At 73.8% G+C, this 17,000-nt stretch carries 16 protein-coding genes; 5 read left to right on the top strand and 11 right to left on the bottom strand.

Annotation, left to right across the window (positions count from 1 at the left end; all coding sequences use genetic code 11):
• Positions 1-113 precede the first annotated feature (113 nt).
• Positions 114-962, top strand: a complete 849-nt coding sequence (locus VT52_RS00370; RefSeq protein WP_240509613.1) for a ribonuclease BN — start codon at positions 114-116, stop codon at positions 960-962.
• A 23-nt stretch (positions 963-985) separates the two neighbouring features.
• Here VT52_RS00370 and VT52_RS00375 read toward each other — a convergent pair whose 3' ends face one another.
• The 8 genes from VT52_RS00375 to VT52_RS00410 all read right to left on the bottom strand — a co-directional run bounded on the left by VT52_RS00375 (position 986) and on the right by VT52_RS00410 (position 12,318).
• Positions 986-1,621 (bottom strand): FMN-binding negative transcriptional regulator, encoded by a 636-nt coding sequence (locus tag VT52_RS00375; protein ID WP_046426593.1) that lies wholly within the window; start codon positions 1,619-1,621, stop codon positions 986-988.
• A 34-nt stretch (positions 1,622-1,655) separates the two neighbouring features.
• Positions 1,656-2,939, bottom strand: coding sequence for an MFS transporter (locus tag VT52_RS00380; protein WP_046426590.1), 1,284 nt, complete (start codon positions 2,937-2,939; stop codon positions 1,656-1,658).
• Positions 2,940-3,052: 113 nt separating this feature from the next.
• Positions 3,053-4,006 carry a hypothetical protein gene (locus VT52_RS00385; RefSeq protein WP_143070819.1) on the bottom strand — a complete coding sequence of 318 codons (954 nt, stop codon included), beginning with the start codon at positions 4,004-4,006 and terminating at the stop codon, positions 3,053-3,055.
• Positions 3,999-5,777, bottom strand: coding sequence for a hypothetical protein (locus tag VT52_RS00390; protein ID WP_143070820.1), 1,779 nt, complete (start codon positions 5,775-5,777; stop codon positions 3,999-4,001). Before VT52_RS00390 ends, VT52_RS00385 begins: the two co-directional genes overlap by 8 nt.
• Positions 5,778-6,139: 362 nt before the next feature.
• Positions 6,140-8,974: an NHLP bacteriocin export ABC transporter permease/ATPase subunit gene (locus VT52_RS00395; RefSeq protein ID WP_046425588.1), complete on the bottom strand. Its 2,835-nt coding sequence runs from the start codon at positions 8,972-8,974 to the stop codon at positions 6,140-6,142.
• The gene (locus VT52_RS00400; protein ID WP_046425586.1) at positions 8,971-11,196 is read right to left on the bottom strand and encodes an NHLP family bacteriocin export ABC transporter peptidase/permease/ATPase subunit; all 2,226 of its coding nucleotides are present in this window, start codon (positions 11,194-11,196) and stop codon (positions 8,971-8,973) included. Before VT52_RS00400 ends, VT52_RS00395 begins: the two co-directional genes overlap by 4 nt.
• On the bottom strand, positions 11,193-11,999 hold the full coding sequence (locus VT52_RS00405) for an HlyD family efflux transporter periplasmic adaptor subunit (protein ID WP_046425585.1): 807 nt from the start codon (positions 11,997-11,999) through the stop codon (positions 11,193-11,195). The genes VT52_RS00400 and VT52_RS00405 overlap by 4 nt, the downstream gene beginning before the upstream one ends.
• Before the next feature lie 103 nt (positions 12,000-12,102).
• Entirely contained in the window at positions 12,103-12,318 is a 216-nt protein-coding gene (locus VT52_RS00410; RefSeq protein WP_046425584.1) for a hypothetical protein, read from the bottom strand.
• A 735-nt stretch (positions 12,319-13,053) separates the two neighbouring features.
• Between VT52_RS00410 and VT52_RS00415 the strand changes: the two genes are divergently transcribed.
• Together VT52_RS00415 and VT52_RS00420 are read left to right on the top strand one after the other, a co-directional pair.
• Entirely contained in the window at positions 13,054-13,341 is a 288-nt protein-coding gene (locus VT52_RS00415; RefSeq protein WP_046425583.1) for a hypothetical protein, read from the top strand.
• Between the two features lie 242 nt (positions 13,342-13,583).
• Positions 13,584-13,769: a hypothetical protein gene (locus VT52_RS00420; protein ID WP_046425581.1), complete on the top strand. Its 186-nt coding sequence runs from the start codon at positions 13,584-13,586 to the stop codon at positions 13,767-13,769.
• Between the two features lie 123 nt (positions 13,770-13,892).
• Here the strand turns inward: VT52_RS00420 and VT52_RS00425 are convergent, their stop codons facing one another.
• The gene (locus VT52_RS00425; RefSeq protein WP_046425578.1) at positions 13,893-14,477 is read right to left on the bottom strand and encodes an isochorismatase family protein; all 585 of its coding nucleotides are present in this window, start codon (positions 14,475-14,477) and stop codon (positions 13,893-13,895) included.
• 77 nt (positions 14,478-14,554) lie between these two features.
• Positions 14,555-14,992: a MarR family winged helix-turn-helix transcriptional regulator gene (locus tag VT52_RS00430; protein WP_046425577.1), complete on the bottom strand. Its 438-nt coding sequence runs from the start codon at positions 14,990-14,992 to the stop codon at positions 14,555-14,557.
• A gap of 122 nt (positions 14,993-15,114) precedes the next feature.
• Here VT52_RS00430 and VT52_RS00435 point away from each other — a divergent pair, with 122 nt between their 5' ends.
• Positions 15,115-15,630, top strand: a complete 516-nt coding sequence (locus tag VT52_RS00435; RefSeq protein ID WP_046425575.1) for a metallophosphoesterase family protein — start codon at positions 15,115-15,117, stop codon at positions 15,628-15,630.
• Between the two features lie 7 nt (positions 15,631-15,637).
• Positions 15,638-16,234 (top strand): GNAT family N-acetyltransferase, encoded by a 597-nt coding sequence (locus tag VT52_RS00440; protein ID WP_046425572.1) that lies wholly within the window; start codon positions 15,638-15,640, stop codon positions 16,232-16,234.
• Positions 16,235-16,320: 86 nt separating this feature from the next.
• Here VT52_RS00440 and VT52_RS00445 read toward each other — a convergent pair whose 3' ends face one another.
• Positions 16,321-16,995 (bottom strand): SRPBCC family protein, encoded by a 675-nt coding sequence (locus VT52_RS00445; RefSeq protein ID WP_046425569.1) that lies wholly within the window; start codon positions 16,993-16,995, stop codon positions 16,321-16,323.
• Positions 16,996-17,000: the final 5 nt, after the last annotated feature.

The following is a 17,000-nucleotide window of genomic DNA, read 5'->3' on the forward strand; positions in this document are numbered from 1 at the left end:
GGACCCGACTGGCCGACTTCTCCGTGGCGGGACGCCCGGACCGTGCCAGAGTGAAGCCAGGCGCGCGTTCACGCCGGACCCGCACGCGCGCGGCGGTGAGCACGGGAGGTGCCGTGAGTCGGTTGCGGCGCGGCCTGCACCGCGCTTGGCGGTGGATCCGCATCCAGGCCCTGTTCACGCACGGCCGGGAGCTGGAGCTGATGCACCGGGCCATGGGTTTCGCCACCCTGGCGCTGGTGACGCTGGCCCCGCTGCTGATCGTGGTCGCCGCCGCCGACCCGCTGGTGCAGGGCGGGTTCGCCTCCTGGCTGACCGACGGGATGGGGCTGTCCGGCCCGTCGGCGCGCGTGGTCACGGACGTCATCAGCCCCCCGCACAACGTCATCGGCGCCACCAGTGCCTGGAGCGCCGTGCTGCTCGCGGTGTTCGGCGTGTCCTTCGGGGGCAGCGTGCAGAACGCCTACGAACGCATCTGGGGCCTCTCCGCCGGGCCCTGGCACCGGGTCTGGCGCCAGGCCACCTGGCTGATCGTGCTGACGGCCTACCTCTACCAGGAGGTGGCGACCAAGGCCGCGCTGCACGGCTCCCAGCGGATCGTGCTGTCCGGGCTCAGCGGTGTGCTGTTCTTCTGGTGGGGGCAGCACTTCCTGCTCGGCGACCAGGTCCGCTGGCGGAAACTGCTGCCCGGCGCGCTGGCCACCATGATCGGCCTCGCGGGCCTGCGCGCCTTCTCCTACCTCGTCTTCACGCCCCTCATCGTCACCAACGCCCTGAGCTACGGCGCGGTCGGCACCGTCCTCGTCCTGGAGTCCTGGCTGATCGGCGTCGGCTTCGTCATCTACGGCGGCGCCCTGTTCGGCCGCTGGTTCTGCGATCACCACTGGATGCCGGCCCACCTGCGCGGACACGAGGACGGGGACAGCGGGGAGGCCGGGGAACCGGAGCAGGACGAGCCCCTCTAGCCAGGGGATCGTCCCGGCTCTCCTCAGGCCCCGTCGCCGCCGCGTTCCACGAGCCGCCGCCGGGCGATCTCGTCCCCGGGACCGGCGCGGCGGGCGAGCAGGCCGGCCACGTGGGCGCGGTGCGGGGCGTCCGCGTTGCCGCCGTACTTGAACTTGGCGGTCACCTTCTCCACCCGGACCCGCAGCCCCTGGATACCGGCGAGGCGGCGGCCGTGCTCGGCGGGGTCGACCAGCGAGGCACCGCCGTCGCTCTCCTCGCGGGCGATCTGGCGGCGCAGGATCTCCGCCTTGCCCTCGGGGTCGGCGACGACGCGCGCCGTGCCGACGAGCTGGGCGGCCGCGTAGTACGTGGTCGGGACGCCCCGCGCGGGGTCCTCGTCACCGAGGGTCTTCCACGCGCCCGGGATGTACGCCCAGTCGCCGGCGACGGACATCATGACGACCGGGTTCTCCTCGACCGCGGCCCAGACGGGGTTGGCGCGGGCGAGGTGCAGCAGGACCTCGGCCCCGTCCGCGTCCTGGGTCACGACGAACTGCGTCGGCACGACCACCGGCACGTCCCGCCCCCGCCCGGCCGCGACCAACTGCCCGAACCGGTGCGTCCGGGCCAGTTCGAGACCCTCCTCGGCCGTCCCGGCGTCCCATGGCTGAACGAACAACGTCCCCTCCTCCGACGGTTCCAGGGGCGTGAGCCTACTCGGAGGTCGCGCGCGGCTCGGGCACGGCCTCGGGTCCCGCGGGACCCGGAGCGCCGTCCGGGGCCGGCCGGGTGCGGTGCGCGGCGAGCCCGCGGTAGGCGGTCGCCGCGCTGGCCACGCTGAGGGCGGCGGCGGTCAGGAAGCTCCAGCGGGCGTCGCCGCCGGCGCCGGCGGCGATCGCCCCGAACAGCACGGCGCCCAGGGGGTTGGCGGCGAACGCGAACGTACGGGCGTTCGCGGTCACCCGGCCGAGCAGCCGGGCCGGCACGACGCGCTGGCGCACGGCGCGGATGTGCACGGAGGCGAACACCGAGAGGCCCCCGTGCAGGAAGTTCGCGGCGGCCAGGAACAGCGGGTCGCGGGCCGCTCCCATGGCCAGCAGGGTGCCGCCGAGGCCGATGACGGACACGGCGATCAGCGGTCCGGCGTCGAAGCGCCGGGCCGCGGCGTCGGCGACGGAGGTGGCCCCGACACCGCCGAGTCCGGCCGCGGCGAGGACGACGCCGATCCACGTGGGCGAGGCGTGCAGATCGTGGGTGGCGTAGAAGACGACGAGGGTCTCGGCGGCGATGACCAGGTTGACGACCACCTGGAGCGAGACCAGCCGCATGACCAGCGCGTGGCCGCGGATGTAGCGCAGCCCCTCGGCCATGTCCCGGCGGACCGAGGCACGCGCCCCGGGCCCGGCCGGGGTACCCGCGTCGAAACGCATCGGGACGAGGGTGAGGGCGGAGAGCAGGAAGGTGACGGCGTTGAACCACATCGCGGAGGGCACACCGAACGCGGCCACGCCGGTCCCGATGACGGCGGGTCCCAGCAGCAGACCGAGCTGATTGCTCATCTCCAGGCGGGCGTTGCCGGTCACCAGGTCCTGTGGGCGCAGGCTGGTCTGGACGGCGACGGCAAGGGCGGTCTCGAAGAACACGCCGGCCGAGGACGCGGCGAAGGCCAGCAGCAGGACGAGCGCCGGGCCGAAGGGGGCCTGCACGGCGGCGGGCAGCACGCCGAAGACCGCGAAGCGCAGCAGGTCGCAGACCAGCATCACGCGCCGGGGGTCGCGCACGCGGTCCACGACGGGCCCGGCGAGGAAGCCCACGAGCAGGTACGCCACCGTACGGGGGGTCGCCGCGAGGGCGCCAAGGACCGGGCTGCCGGTGGCGTGGATCACCAGCAGGGGGACGGCGAGCGCCGCCGCGCCGTCCCCGATGACGGAGATCGTCTGGCCGCTCCACAGCAGCCTGAACGTGCTGCCGCGGACCGTACCGGTGCTCAACGCCACGTCTTACTTCCTTCGCCTGCTCGCCTGCTCGTCTGCTCGCCGGCCGCGGGCCCGTCGGCCCTCGCCGGTCCCACGCGTCCTGGGGGTGCCGCCGGACATCCGCGTCCCGCGCGTCATACGAGGAAGTCGCCGGGCCACCCCTGCCACGGGTCGCGTCCGAAGCCCACCAGGGTGCCGAGCGCACCGTCGGCGTCGCACGGCAGGGCGGTGTATCCGGCGATCTCCCCGGGTGGTTCGTCGAGGGAGCCGGTGAGCCGCAGGACTGCCGAGGGGTGGGCCTGGGTGACGACCTCCCCGGGCGCGACTCCGGTGCCGTCGCGCCGCCAGGGCGCGGCGCCCGCCGGGCCGGTGCCCCACACACCGCCGAGCCGGGTGCAGCTGCCGGGGTGCCGGTGGGAGCCGAGCGCGGCCGCCGCGGCGGCCAGCCGCTCGCCGTCGGGGCCGGCGAGCACGACGCAGCCGCCGGTCGCGCCCAGCACCGTCGCGCGGGTGGCCGCCCGCACCTTCTCGGCGGTGGCCGGATGGCCGGTGACCACCACCAGGTCGTCGGCGGTCAGCGCCGCGACCGCCTCGGCGGCGGGCGCGGCAGCCGGGCGCAGCGCGTCGTCCGGCAGGCGCAGCAGCCGGGCCGTCCGGGACACCGCCGAGGCGATCGCGGCGCGCTGCCGGTCGTGGCCCGCGACCCGTACCGGGACGCCGCACACCGCGAACGGCGCGGCCCGCCGCAGCAGATGGACCATGTGCCCGTGGGCGGGCAGCAGGGCGAGCACCCGCCCGCGCCCGTGCCAGCCGGCCCTCGCGGCGGGTTCCCGGCCGGCGAGGGCGAGCGTCCGCCGGGCCGACCAGCGCGCGGTGGCGGCCACCTCCCGGGCGAGCACCCCCGGCCACACCGCGGGCGGGAGCCGGGGGTCGCGCAGGGCCGCGGTGTCGTCGCCGGGCACGCCCACGGCCAGCAGGTCGCGCAGCGCGGCGAAGGAGTTGCGCAGCGGCCGTCGCTCCAGGGGCAGCACGGCGCCCACGCCGAAGCGACCCGCCCCGTCCGCTCCCTCGCGAGTCGTCTCAGGCATCGGTGTGCCAGCCGGCCCGCTGCACGATCGCCGCCTCGCCGTGCCGGTAGTGCTGGAGGATCCCGTCCAGGAAGCTCCAGGTGAGCTGGGGGACGAGGGCGGCCGCGGCGACGGACTCGCGGTCGACGCGGTGCCGGGTGGTGAGCAGGTCGAGCAGGACCCGGGTGTCGTCGCCGTGGCCGAGCCGGGTGTCCTCGTCGTCGTGGCGCCGCATCGCCGCCACCATCGCCTCCGCGCCGGGGCACCGGTCGAACACCGTGCGGTAGAAGCCGTCGTGGCGGGCGTGCACCCCGCCGTCCGCGGCGGTGAGCGACAACTGGAGGTAGGCCAGGGCGATCACGTACGCCTTCCAGTCGCGCCCGCCCAGCTCGCGCAGGGTGCCGACGAAGGCGACCGTGGTCGGCAGCGGCCGCATCCGGTCGGTGGGCAGCCCCGGGTAGCGGTTCCCGCGTGCTCGTTCGATGCCGCGCAGGAACATCTTGCCGTGATTGAACTCCTCGGTCAGATGCTTGACGAGTTCGGCCCGGATCACCGGGTCCGGGCAGGCGGCGACCGCGGCGCCGGCGTGCTGCCAGATCCCGGCGACGTAGTGGTAGTTCTCGACCATCCAGCCGTGCACCAGCGGAAGGGTGGGGTCCTCGGTGAGCCGGCGCCACAGCCGGTGTCCGTCGATGGCCGTCATCCAGCCCTCGACCAGTTTCTCCAGGTCGGCCGCGCTGGTGCCGCCGTCCCAGTCGCGCGCGGTACGCGTGGTCAGGTCGCGCGCGGCGGTGGCGGGAGTGGGACCGGCACCCTCCGCGGCCGGCTCCCGGCCGGTGGCACGCCCGGAGAAGGCGTAGGCGAGCGCGAGGGTCCGGCGGACGCCGGGGCGCGGGCTGCGCGGGCCGTGCGTGACGGAGTCGTAGATCTCGGCGGGCCACACCGGCAGTCCGTCGGCCTCGCCACCGAGGGTGCGCACGGGACCGTCGAGGGCCAGCCCCGGGGCCGCCTCGACCACGGTGGCCGACAGGCCCTCGGTGCACGTCTCCAGCCAGCGGACGATCATCTCGGCGACCAGGCTCACCGCGTTGAGCCAGTCGGCGAGTTCCGCCGCGGGCACGACGCCGGCGGCCTCCAGGGCGTGCCGCCAGTTGGAACCGTGGCCGAGGCCGAGGTCGGTCTGCACGTGTTCGAAGATCGCGTCGACCGCCTCGCGGGAGAGCACCCCCTGGTCGACCAGCATGGTGTGCCACCCGGCGACCGACTCGCGGTCCCCGGCGGTGTACTCCAGCAGCCCGGAGCAGAGCGCCGCGGCCAGCGGGCCGTAGGCGGCGACCGTGCGCATGAGGTGGATCCACTCGACCGTCACCGGCGCGGGCCGGGCCTCGCGCACCAGGTCGCGGGGCAGGCCCAGCGCGGCCAGCCCGTTCTCGAAGTACGTGTCGTGGTCGGCCTCTTCGACCACGTGGTGCGCCTGGAGGCGGATCAGGGCACCGGGTCGCAGCGCGTCGGTGATGCCGCCGGCCATCCGGAACGGCGCCGCGGCCAGATAGTGACGCGACTCCAGGAGGTAGGCGAGGACGGGCGCGGCGCCGTCGGTGCCGCGCGCCGCGCGGATGCGCCGCCACACCGGGTGGCCGTAGACGAACTCCAGGCTCGCCCGGTACTGCGCCTCGACCAGTTGTCCGGCCTCGGCCGCCGGGAAGCACCGGTCGCCGGGACCGAGCCCGAGCGGGCGCAGCAGGGTGGTCAGCAGCGAGGAATTTCCGGCCGCGGTGAGCGGAAGCTCCACGGAATCCACGAGAATTACCGGTTCCGTTTTCTCGTCGTCACTGGAACGGGAAAGGTAGGGAACCGTCCTGCGGAGCTTCGTCAATTCTCTCTCCCACGCCGAATGTCAGCTGCCTGCACTCGTCCTGACGTGCCGGTGCTGCCCTGATGAGGGGCGGCACCGGCACGCGCGGGAACGTTTACTCGACGACCGCGGCCCGCAGCTCCTGCGACGCCTCGGCGGCGCGCGCCTCGACGTCCGCGATCTCCTGGAGTTCCTCGATCGAGATTTCCTCGGCCATCGCATTCTCCTCAATCAGTGCCGGCAGGTCGCCAACCTGAATACCCGCAGGACCGGGTTCCGGCAAGAAGGAGAGAAATTGATCAAAGCGTTTCGGCCAGTTGCCGCCGCACCAGTTCGTGCAGCCGGCCCGTCGTGTCCGCCAGCAGTTCGGCCGGCCTGCCCTGCTGGACCACGCGGCCGTTCTCCATGACGATCACCCGGTCCGCGTCCAGGACCGTGGACAGGCGGTGGGCGATGACGACGCGGGTGGCGTTGAGTTTGCGGGTGCTGTCGATGACGATGCGCTGGGTGTCGTTGTCGAGCGCGCTGGTCGCCTCGTCGAAGAAGAGGATGCGGGGCCGGCGGATCAGCGCCTGGGCGATCATCAGCCGCTGGCGCTGCCCGCCGGAGACCGAGCCGCTGCCGGAGACGATGGTGTGCAGGCCCATCGGCATGCGCTTGATGTCCTCCGCGAGCCCCGCCATCTCGGCCGCTGCCATCGCCTCCTCGGGGGTGCACGGCTCGGTGCCGCAGATGACGTCCAGGAGTGAGCCGGTGAACGGCTGGGCGTGCTGGAGCACCACCCCGCACTGGCGGCGCACCGCCGACTGGTCGAGGGCGGCGAGATCCTGGCCGTCGTACAGGACGCTGCCGGAGAGCGGCCGGTCGAAGCCGATCAGCAGCCGCAGCAGGGTGGACTTGCCGCAGCCGCTCGGGCCGACGACCGCGACGAACTCGCCCGCCTCGACGGTGAAGTCGACATTGTCCAGGACGAGCGGGCCGTCCTCGGTGTACCGGAAGGACAGCTTGCGGGCCTCCAGCGCGCCGCTGAGGGGTCCGGGCCGGGTGCTCGCGGCGCGGACCTCGGGCGCGGCCTCCAGGACCGGGCGGATCTCCTCGAACAGCGGCAGCGCGGCCACCGCCGACACCAGGGAGCCGGTCAGCTGGGTGACGGAGGTGAGCACCATCGTCACCGAGGTGTTGAAGGTGAGGAAGTCCGCCGCCGACAGCGTGCCCTTCGCCGGGCCCGCCAGCAGCATGAACATCAGCAGCGAGCACACCGGCAGATAGACCGCGCCGAGCACGGTGCTGAGGTTCTTGATCCGCCCGGCCTTCTGCTGGAGCTCCCGGCCGCGCGCGAACTCCCGTGCCCACGCGGCGTACGCGTAGTTCTCGGCGGCCGCGACCCGCAGCTTGGGCAGCCCGCGCAGGGTCTGGAACGCCTGGTTGTTCAGCCGGTTGCCGAGCACCACCAGACGCCGCTGCCAGCGCACCTGCCACAGCCCGAGCCCGAGGAACACGGCCGCGATGACCACCAGCATGCCGATCGCCGCGAGCGCCATCGGTACGCTGTACCACAGCAGCAGACCGAGGTTCATGGCGCCGACGGTCACCGACTGGGCGACCACCGGGCCGACGCCCGCCAGCATCCGGCGCATCGCGCTGATCCCCATGGCCGCGCTGGCCAGTTCGCCGGTGGAACGCCTGGTGAAGAACCGGGTGGGCAGCCGCAGCAGCCGGTCCCAGACGGCCGGTTGCAGCGCCGACTCGACCCGCCCTTCCAGACGCAGGATCGACAGGTTCTCCAGCAGGGTGAACGCCGCCGACACCACCCCGCTCACCATCACCGCCAGGCACACCTGGACGATCAGGCCCTCCTGGGCCCTCGGCACGTACTCGCCGAGCACCTTGCCGGTGGCGACGGGCACCAGCGCGCCGATCGCCACCGTCACCAGACCCGCGAGCAGCAGCCCGAGCAGATCACCGCGGGCGCCGCGCAGGGTGAACCGGAGCAGGCCGAGCGGCGAGAGCGGCTTGTCGGGCAGCGGCCGGTAGAACATCACCGCGCGCGGCTCGAAATCCTGCGCGTTCACCTTGTCGACGGGCGTCTCCCGGCCGCTGCCGGGGTGGACGGCCGCGTAGCCGCCGCGCCGCCACAGCAGGGCGACCGGCGCTCCGGACAGCGCCCGCTGCCCCACCAGCGGCCCCACGTTCTCCCGCCACCAGCGGCCGTCGAGCCGTACCGCGCGGGTGCGTACCCGGGAGGCCAGCGCCACGCGCTCGACCGGATCGAGGCGCTCGCTCTCGGTGCCGCCGCGCGCGGGTTCGGCGAGCCTGATCCCGGCGGCCGCGGCGACCAACTCGCAGGCCGCGTACGTGGCATCGGCGTCGGCCGCCGTCGTACGACGCCCCGAGCGGCGGCCGATCGAGGCGAGCAGGGTGCGGTCCGCCTGGGCGCCCGCCGCCTCACCCGCCTTGATCCCGGCGGCAGTCCGGGTCTCGTGGCTGCGCTCCAGCTGCTCGATCCAGCGGTCCAGCGCGGTCAGCAGCCGGTACTGCTGGTCGACCAGCGACTGCCACAGCGCCGCGTCCATCAGCAGGTCGGCGGCGGCCTCCGCGCCGTACAGGGAGCCGTACTGGACGCTGCCGGGCGGCACCTGCATCCAGAACACGTCGTCGTCGGTGGGGACTTCGGGCCGCTCCTCGGCCAGCGGGGCCTGGAAGAGCACGGACAGGCCGCGGCCGACGCCGAGCGCGAGGGCGTACTCCAGCGGGCTGGACACGGGCGGCACGTACTGCGGCCGCCCGTACTCGTCGTACGACCAGGTCTGGGTGTCCGTCCGCTGGTACAGCTCGCGCAGGTTCACCCGGTGCAGCGCGCAGTCCCGCACCGGGCGGGCCACCAGGGTGTGCCGGGGACCGGAGACCGGGCCGAGCAGCAGCGCGCCCGCTTCGAGGCGGCCCAGATGGTGCCACTGGCCCTGCCCGCCGGCATCGACCGCGAACAGGTCCAGGGCGCCCGCCGCCACCAGCCAGAGCACCTGGGGGCCCGCCAGGTCGAGGCGGGTGAGTCCGGCGCCGTCGACGCGGGTGCCGAGCGCGCCCAGCGCCCCGAGCACCACGTCCTCCCCGTAGCCCTCCTGAACCGTCATCAACGCTCCCTGACCAGCGCCGCGTACGTGCCGCCGCGCGCCACCAGCTCCTCGTGCCGCCCGCGTTCGACCACCGTGCCGTGCCGGAGCACGACGATCTCGTCGCTGTCGCGGACGGTGCTCAGCCGGTGCGCGATCACCACGCAGGCGCAGCCGCGCCGGCGCAGGTTGTCCATCACCAGCAGCTCGGTCTGCGCGTCCAGCGCGCTGGTCACCTCGTCCAGCACCAGGATGCTCGGCCTGCGCACCAGCGCCCGTGCGATCTCCAGGCGCTGACGCTGCCCGCCGGAGAAGTTGCGGCCGTCCTGGTCGACCCTGCCGTGGATGCCGCCGGGCCGGCGCGCCACCACCTCGTACAGGGCCGCGTCCTTCAGCGCCTCGACCACCGCCTCGTCCGGGATCGAGGGGTCCCACAGGGCGATGTTGTCGCGGACCGAGCCCTCGAAGAGGAACACCTCCTGGTCCACGAAGGAGACCGAGGCGGCGAGGGCGCCGCGCGGGATGTCCTCCAGGCGCCGGCCGTCGATGCGGATCACCCCGTCCCACGGCGCATACAGGCCCGAAATGAGCCTGGACACCGTGGACTTGCCGCTGCCCGAGCCGCCCACCAGAGCCACCTGCTGTCCCGGCCCCACGGTCAGGTCGAACCCGGTCAGCAGCGGCTTGTCCAGCGGGCTGTAGCCGAACGTGACGTTCTCCAGCCGGACATGGCCGTGCAGCCGGCGCGTCTCGTCGCCGGGGCCGCCCCGCGCGTAGAGCGGATCGGCCTGGAAGTTCTCCACGTCCTTCAGCCGGGCCACGTCGGCCGCGAAGTCCTGGATGCGGCCCGCCACCCCGTTGAGCCGGGTCAGCGGTGCGGTGAAGCGGGTGACCAGTGCCTGGAAGGCCACCAGCAGACCCACCGAGATGTGGCCCTCGACGGCGCGCAGGCCACCGATCCACAGGATCAGCGCGCTGTTGAACGTGGCCAGCGTCGGGGCGACCACCCCGAGCCAGGCGCTCGGCACCCCGAGCCGCTGCTGCTCCTCCAGCGTGGCGGCGTGCTGCCCGGCCCACTTGCGGAAGTAGCCGTCCTCACCACCGGTCGCCTTCATCGTCTCGATCAACTGGAGCCCGGTGTAGGCCGTGTTGGTCAGCCGGGCGGTGTCCGCGCGCAGCTTGGCCGTACGGGTCGCGCGCAGCCGTACGACCAGCCGCATGGCCACGATGTTCAGCAGGGCCACACCGATGCCGAGGAACGTCAGCTGGGGGTCGTAGGTGTAGAGCAGCACCGCGTACAGCACGACCACGATCGCGTCCACGCCGGCCGCCGCGAGGTCGCGGGCCAGCGTCTCCGCCACCTGGTCGTTGGACTGGAGGCGCTGCACGAGATCGGCGGGGGAGCGCTGGGCGAAGAACGTCACCGGCAGCCGCAGCAGATGGCGCAGGAAGCGGGCGCTGGTCAGCGTGGAGGAGATGATCCGGCCGTGCAGCAGATTGGCCTGCTGGAGCCAGGTCAGCACCAGGGTGAGCAGCACACAGGCGGCCATCGAGGTGAACAGCACGCCCAGCAGCGAGGTCTGCCCGCCGATCAGGAACATGTCGATATAGGTGCGGCTCAGCGCCGGCACGGCCGCGCCGACCGCGACCAGCAGCAGGCTGGCCAGCACCGCTGCGGGCAGGGTGCCCGCGGTGCCGCGCAGCCGGGCCGGCATCGCGCCCAGCACGCCCGGCTTGCGCCCGCCCCGGGTGAAGTCCTCCCCGGGCTCCAGTACCAGGACCACGCCGGTGAAGCTGCCGTCGAACTCCTCCAGGGGCACGAAACGCCGGCCCTTGGCGGGGTCGTTGATGTGGATGCCGCGCCTGCCGAGGCGGCGGCCCGTCCCGTCGTAGACGACGTAGTGGTTGAATTCCCAGAACAGGATGGCCGGGGCGCGCACCTCGGTGAGGGCGGCAAGGTCCATCTGCATGCCCTTGGCGGTCAGGCCGTAACTGCGCGCCGCCTTCAGGAGGTTGCTGGCGCGCGAGCCGTCCCGGGAGACGCCGCAGGCGATGCGCAGTTCCTCCAGCGGGACGTGCCGGCCGTAGTGGCCGAGGACCATGGCCAGGGAGGCGGCGCCGCACTCGACGGCCTCCATCTGGAGCACGGTGGGCGTACGGACCGTGCCGGTACGGGGCCCCGGGGCCCCGCGCCGGGTGGGAGCGGCGCGTCTGCGGCCGCGGGTCTCCTGGGGAGCGGGCGTCACGGGAGCAGCCAATCGACGGGGTGCTGGTCGGCCAGCCGGATGGAGGCGGAGGCGAGGGTCATGGAGTCCAGCCGGAACGGCGGTCCGCCGGCGGTCGACCACCGGTAACCGCTCCTGGTCGCCCTGGAGGCGTCCAGCCGGACCGTCACCGCGACCGGGCGGCCGCCCTGGGTGAACTGCCGGCCGAGCTGGCCGTCGCCGAGGAAGGCGGCGATCGACTGCGCGGACTGCGCGGCCCGGTCCACCGAGCGCACCTGACCGCGCAGCACGCCGTAGCGCTGTGCCGGCACGGAGGAGACGGTGAGGTCCACGGAGGCGTGCGCGGGGATGGCGGCGGCGTTCTCGGCGGGCACGTACACGGTCGCCCACAGCGGGTCGTCCGGGTGGGCGACCTTCTCGACGGCGGCCACGTCGGTGCCGGTCCGCACGATCTGGCCGATGGTGGCGGCGAGCGTGGTGATCCGGCCCGCGGCGATCGTGCGGACGACCGAATCCCCTTGCGGGGTACGGACCTTGACCACGGGGGCGTTGGCCGGCAGCTGTTCGCCCTGCCGGGCGAGGACGGCCGTCACCTGCCCAGCCACCGGGCTCTGGAGGACATAACTGCCCTGCCCGTGGGTGAGGATGGCGCCGGCGCTCACCGTGGAGGCGACCGAGCCGGTCACCGCCCAGACGGAGGCCGCGGCCATGACGGCGACGGCGACACCGAGCGCGAGCCAGCCCTGCGGGCGGGCGAGCCGCACCGGGAGGTCCAGCTCCTGGGGCGACTGGTTCTTGGCGAGGGCCTGTTGGCGGAACTGCACGGAACTTCCCTCACCTGTGGGGGAGTCGCTGGTGTGTCGGGACGCCCGAGAGCCCCGGAGCCGGGGGACGGCTCCGGGACCGACGGGTTGCGAGGGGGCTCGGTCAGAGACCGGCGACCAGGCTGGTGACCGGGGCCACGTTCAGGCCGGTGACACCCTCGACCGTGCCGATGGCCGTGTCGGCCAGGCCGGAAACCGGGGCGATGCCGTTGACGGCGCCGGTCACGGTGTTGAGGGCGTTCACCTGGAGACCACCGGAGACGGCGTCCAGCTCGGCGTCGGCGATCTCAACGGTCTCGACCTGGGGGGTGGAGTTCATGATGGAACTTCCCTTCATATGGATATTCACAAGGGGGAAACGGTCCCTCCGATCAACAGGAGGAGGGCCGCGGCCGCGGGGTGGCGGGCTCCGTCGCCGGTGCCCGTCGGCCCCCCGCGATGCGAAGGATCAAAGCACGCAGGCTGGCCGCGCTTCCAATCAATCAGGGCCCTCACCAGGGAATTTGATCCATGACGGGGTGCAACCGTGCAGGCGTGGGCACGGCTTGTCGGCGACTTTTTCACATGTGCCACGGCATCGTCGCGGTCGCGGGGTTGCCTCGGGCGGTGCGTCCGGCGCGGGGGCCGCCCAGGGCGGGCCGGGGGCGCCAGGATGTGCAGAAGCGCTGACCGCGGTGACTTGGTTGAGTATTCAATGTGTAGATTCCCTGAAGCAGGGATTCCGGTATGCGACCGGAACCGACCGTCACGGATCGATCGCTGAGTGTGTCTGTTCGCGTGGGTGACCCTCCAGGGCTCGGGCCGGGGCACACGCGGTCCGGGTACGAGGGCACTCCCGGGTTCCTCCTACGGCCGCGTGTCGCGTCCCGGACAAGACTCCCGCCTGGCGGCGCCCGGCGCACGGCGAGCGCCCCGGGCGACGTGACGCCGCGACGCGCCGTCGTGTGCGGCGGCGGACCGCGGCGCCGGCCGCCGGGCGCGGGCCGGGTGCGGCGACGGGCTTGGTTGCGGCTTGGACAGGCGCGCCGACCGGACCGCGCCTAGATTCGATGGGGTGGCACACACCTTCGAGGAACTGGTGCAGAAGCAGCGGGCGGCCGTCGCGGCCCACACCACGGTCGAGGAACTGCGGGAGACGTACGGCCCGCCGGCCGGACAGGGCATGACCGGCGCGCAGTCGGGCACCTACGAGACCGCCCTGCGCGCCTGGCGCGACCTCGCCCGCGATGTGCAGACCGCGTTGAGCGAGTACGCGAGGGACACGGGCCGGCCGCGCGCCGACATCGAGGCCGAGGTGGAGCGCGCCGCCGCCGCGCAGGGGGAGAGACCGCCCGCGGGCTGACGGCCGGGGGGCCGCGCCGGAGCCGGAATCCGTCCGCCCGCCCCGGGTACCCGGCGTCCATCAAGCTCGGCGACATCCCTTCCGGCGGCGGTGGCGGCGGCCGTGCCCGAGCGCCTCCGGCGCGTGGCCGGTGTTTGCGGGGCGCGCCGGGCGGTTACCCGCGACGGACAGTCCAGACCAGGTCTGCGGGGCCGTCGCGCCGGTCCCGCGGGCCGCGCAACGCAGAGGGTGGATGACACGACGTGATCGCGCAGCCGACCGAGCAGCCGGACATACCGCGGGCCGAGACGGGGTGGGCGCAGGCGCACAGCCGGCGGGACCGGCCGGACCTGGGGGTGCGCACCTGCGTGCCCGCCGTCCTGGACCGCACCGGAACCTGGTGGCCGGGAAACGGCCCCGCGGACACCATCGTGCGCGGCGAGGACTGAGCGCACGGCGCCCGCCCGGCGGCCTCGGACACCGCACCGGCCCGGCCCCTCGCGCGGACGAGGGAACCGGGCCGGTGCGGTGGTCGGCGGGGTTCTTCCGCGGGACGCCGCCGGTTGTCGGGCTCAGCCGTGCGTCTTCGCCAGCAGCTCCAGGACCTCCGCCGTCGTGCCGGTCTCGCCCAGCCTCGGGAAGATCTTCTCGACGCTGTGTGCGTGCGTGGCGGCGTCGCGGTCGGCCATCGCGTCGGTGGCCAGGGTGACGTGGTAGCCCATGGCGTAGGCGTCCCGCGCGGTGGACTCGACCCCGATGCTGGTGGCGATGCCCGTCAGCACGATCTGGGTGACGCCCCGGCGGCGCAGCTGCACGTCCAGGTCGGTACCGAACAGGGCGCTCCAGTTGTGCTTGGTGACCTGGATGTCGCCCGCGTGGCCGGTGAGTTCGCCGACGATGACGTCCCAGCCCTCCGGGAACGCCGCGCCGCCGCCCTGCTGCTCGGTGCGGCCGGGCATGACGTCGGAGAAGTCGGCGGCGAAGGACACCCGGACCAGGACGACGGGCAGGTTCCGGGCGCGGAACGCCTCGGCCAGTTCCACCGAGCGGGACAGCACGTCGGCGGCAGGGTGCGGCTGGGTGGGGGAGCCCACGATGCCGTGCTGGAGGTCGATCACGACGAGGGCGGTGCGGGGGTCGAGCGTGGTGAGCGACATGAGTCGGTCAGGCCTTTCGAGGGGTTGTTTCAGGGGCCGTTCACAGTCGTGCGGGGTGGTGCGTGTTCTTCCGGTGGCTACGGCCGCGACAGCCGCTGCATCAGCTCCAGGGCCGCCAGGATCGTCTGCCGTTCCTGGTCGCTGTACCGGTCCTGGAAGGCGCGTGCCAGCCACTCCTCGCGCACCTGCTTGTTGCCCTCGACACGGGCGCGGCCGGCGTCGGTCAGGGTGACCAGCTGGCGGCGGCCGTCGTCCGGGTCGGGGGCGCGGCGGATCAGACCGTGACCCTCCAGCCCGGCCAGCGTGGTGGCCATGGACTGCGGGCGCACTCCCTCGGCGGCGGCCAGCGCGCTCGCGGTGGCCGCGCCGTGCTTGCCGACCAGGCTCAGCGCCGACTCCTGCGAGGGACTCAGGTCCGCGTCCCGGGCGACCTCGCGGATACGGCGCCGCAGCCGGCTGAACGCCACCCGCAGATCGCGTGCCGCCCGGACCGCGGCTTCGGAGATGTCTTCCACGTCCGTCAGCCTAGATCCGTCAGGATGAACTGTCCAGTCGAAGCTGTTCAGTTCCACCTGAAGGAAATGCCGGGCGCCCGTCCGAGCGGGAGCGCTTCCTGCGCACCCCCTAGGCTGAAGCCGTGCGACTCCTGCTCATGTCCGACACGCATCTGCCCCGGCGCGCCAAGCGGCTCCCGGACGCGTTGCTGGACGAACTCCCGCGCGCGGACGTCGTGTTCCACGCCGGTGACTGGGTGGACGCCGCCACGCTCGATCTGCTGGAGAGCCGCAGCCGCCGGCTGATCGGGGTGTACGGCAACAACGACGGGCCCGGACTGCGGGCCCGGCTGCCCGAGGTGGCGTACGCCGAACTCGACGGCCTGCGCTTCGGGGTGGTGCACGAGACCGGATCCGCGCGGGGGCGCGAGGCCCGCTGTGCCGCCCGCTTTCCCGGCCTCGACGTGCTCGTGTTCGGGCACAGCCACATCCCCTGGGACAGCACGGCACCCGGCGGGCTGCGGCTGCTCAACCCCGGCTCGCCGACCGACCGCCGCCGCCGGCCGTACCCCACCTATCTCACGGCCGAGATCGAGGGCGGGACGCTCGCCGGGGTGACCCTGCACCGGCTGCCCCGGCGGGAGGACGGCGTGCGATGATCACCGGATGATCTCCGGTGCGGACATACCCGACGTCGTACCCGCGGGCCGCATGGCGGCCGGCGCGCAGCCCGTTCTCGGCCTCGTGGCGGGTGTGGAGCTTCGGCCCTGGAGGCCGGACGACGCCGACGCGCTCCTGACCGCCGCGCGGGATCCGGCGATCCGGCGCTGGAACCTGTTCACCGTGGCCGACCGCGCCGACGCCCGGCGCCGGATCGAGCGGATGCACGAACGGTGGCGGAGCGAGACCGGTGCCGTCTGGGCCGTCGCCGGGACCGGTGGCGCGGCGACCGGACTGATCGGACTGAACGGCATCGACCTCGCCGGCGGCACCGCCGAACTCGTCTACTGGCTGCTGCCCGAGGCCCGCGGCGCCGGCCTCGCCGTCACCGCGACCCGGCGCCTCACCCACTGGTCCCTCGACGACCTGGGCCTGCACCGCCTGCGCCTGTGCCACTCCACCGCCAACCCCGCCTCCTGCCGGGTCGCCGAGAAGGCCGGCTTCACCTTCGAGGGCACGATGCGCGACGCCCTCCTGCACGCCGACGGATGGCACGACCAGCACCTGCACGCACGGGTGGCGGGCGACCCGGAACAGGGCTAGGACGGGCTAGGACCTCTCCTTCGGGTCTGGTCCGGGTCGCGGGCCGGGTACCGTCGCGCCCGGAGCCGACCTGGTCCGGCACATGGTCACCTGCGCCGCCCCCGCCCGCGACGCCGTAGCCGTACCACCACCACGACCAGCACGGCGAGGGCCGCCGCCACCGGTGCCACGCGTTTGGCCAGGGGGACGCCGGCGGTGCGGAGAAGGTCGAGCGCGGGCGGTTCCGACTCGGTGCCCCCGGCCGCGGCGGGGGCGGCCGGGGCGGTCACCCCTTCCGCCGTGCCCGTTGCCCCGGTCGCCCTCTCCTCCTCGGCCCCTCCGGCCAGCCGTGAGGCCAGACAGTCCGCGAACCGGCCCACCAGCCGGTCGCCCACCTCCGCCAGAACCCCCCGCCCGAACTGCGCGGGACGTCCCGTCACCGTGAGGTCGGTGCGGACCGAGACCGCCGTACCGCCGTCCTCCCGTTCGTCCAGCGCGGCGGTGACCGTCGCCCGCGCCGTGCCCTGGCCCCGGGTTTCCCGGCCGTTCGCGACCAGCACCATCCGGTGGGCCACCGCGTCCTGTTCCTCGAACACCGCCGTACCGCGATAGGTCACCGTGACCGGGCCGACCTTCACCTTCACCGAGCCGGTCACGGTCTTTCCGTCGTACTCCTCCACCACCGCGCCCGGCAGACACGGCGCGACCCGCTCGATGTCGAGCAGCGCGGGCCAGGCCCGGTCGACCGGGACCGGAACGGTGAACTCGTGGTGCAACTCCATCGCGG

The organism is Streptomyces malaysiense (assembly GCF_000980885.2).
In the GTDB taxonomy this organism is placed as follows: Bacteria; Actinomycetota; Actinomycetes; order Streptomycetales; family Streptomycetaceae; genus Streptomyces; species Streptomyces malaysiense.

Coding starts and splice junctions, on each gene's coding strand:
- VT52_RS00445 (WP_046425569.1), bottom strand. CDS start 16,995: ATGGAGTTGCACCACGAGTTCACCGTTCCGGTCCCGGTCGACCGGGCC.
- VT52_RS00440 (WP_046425572.1), top strand. CDS start 15,638: ATGATCTCCGGTGCGGACATACCCGACGTCGTACCCGCGGGCCGCATG.
- VT52_RS00410 (WP_046425584.1), bottom strand. CDS start 12,318: ATGAACTCCACCCCCCAGGTCGAGACCGTTGAGATCGCCGACGCCGAG.
- VT52_RS00385 (WP_143070819.1), bottom strand. CDS start 4,006: ATGCCTGAGACGACTCGCGAGGGAGCGGACGGGGCGGGTCGCTTCGGC.
- VT52_RS00425 (WP_046425578.1), bottom strand. CDS start 14,477: ATGTCGCTCACCACGCTCGACCCCCGCACCGCCCTCGTCGTGATCGAC.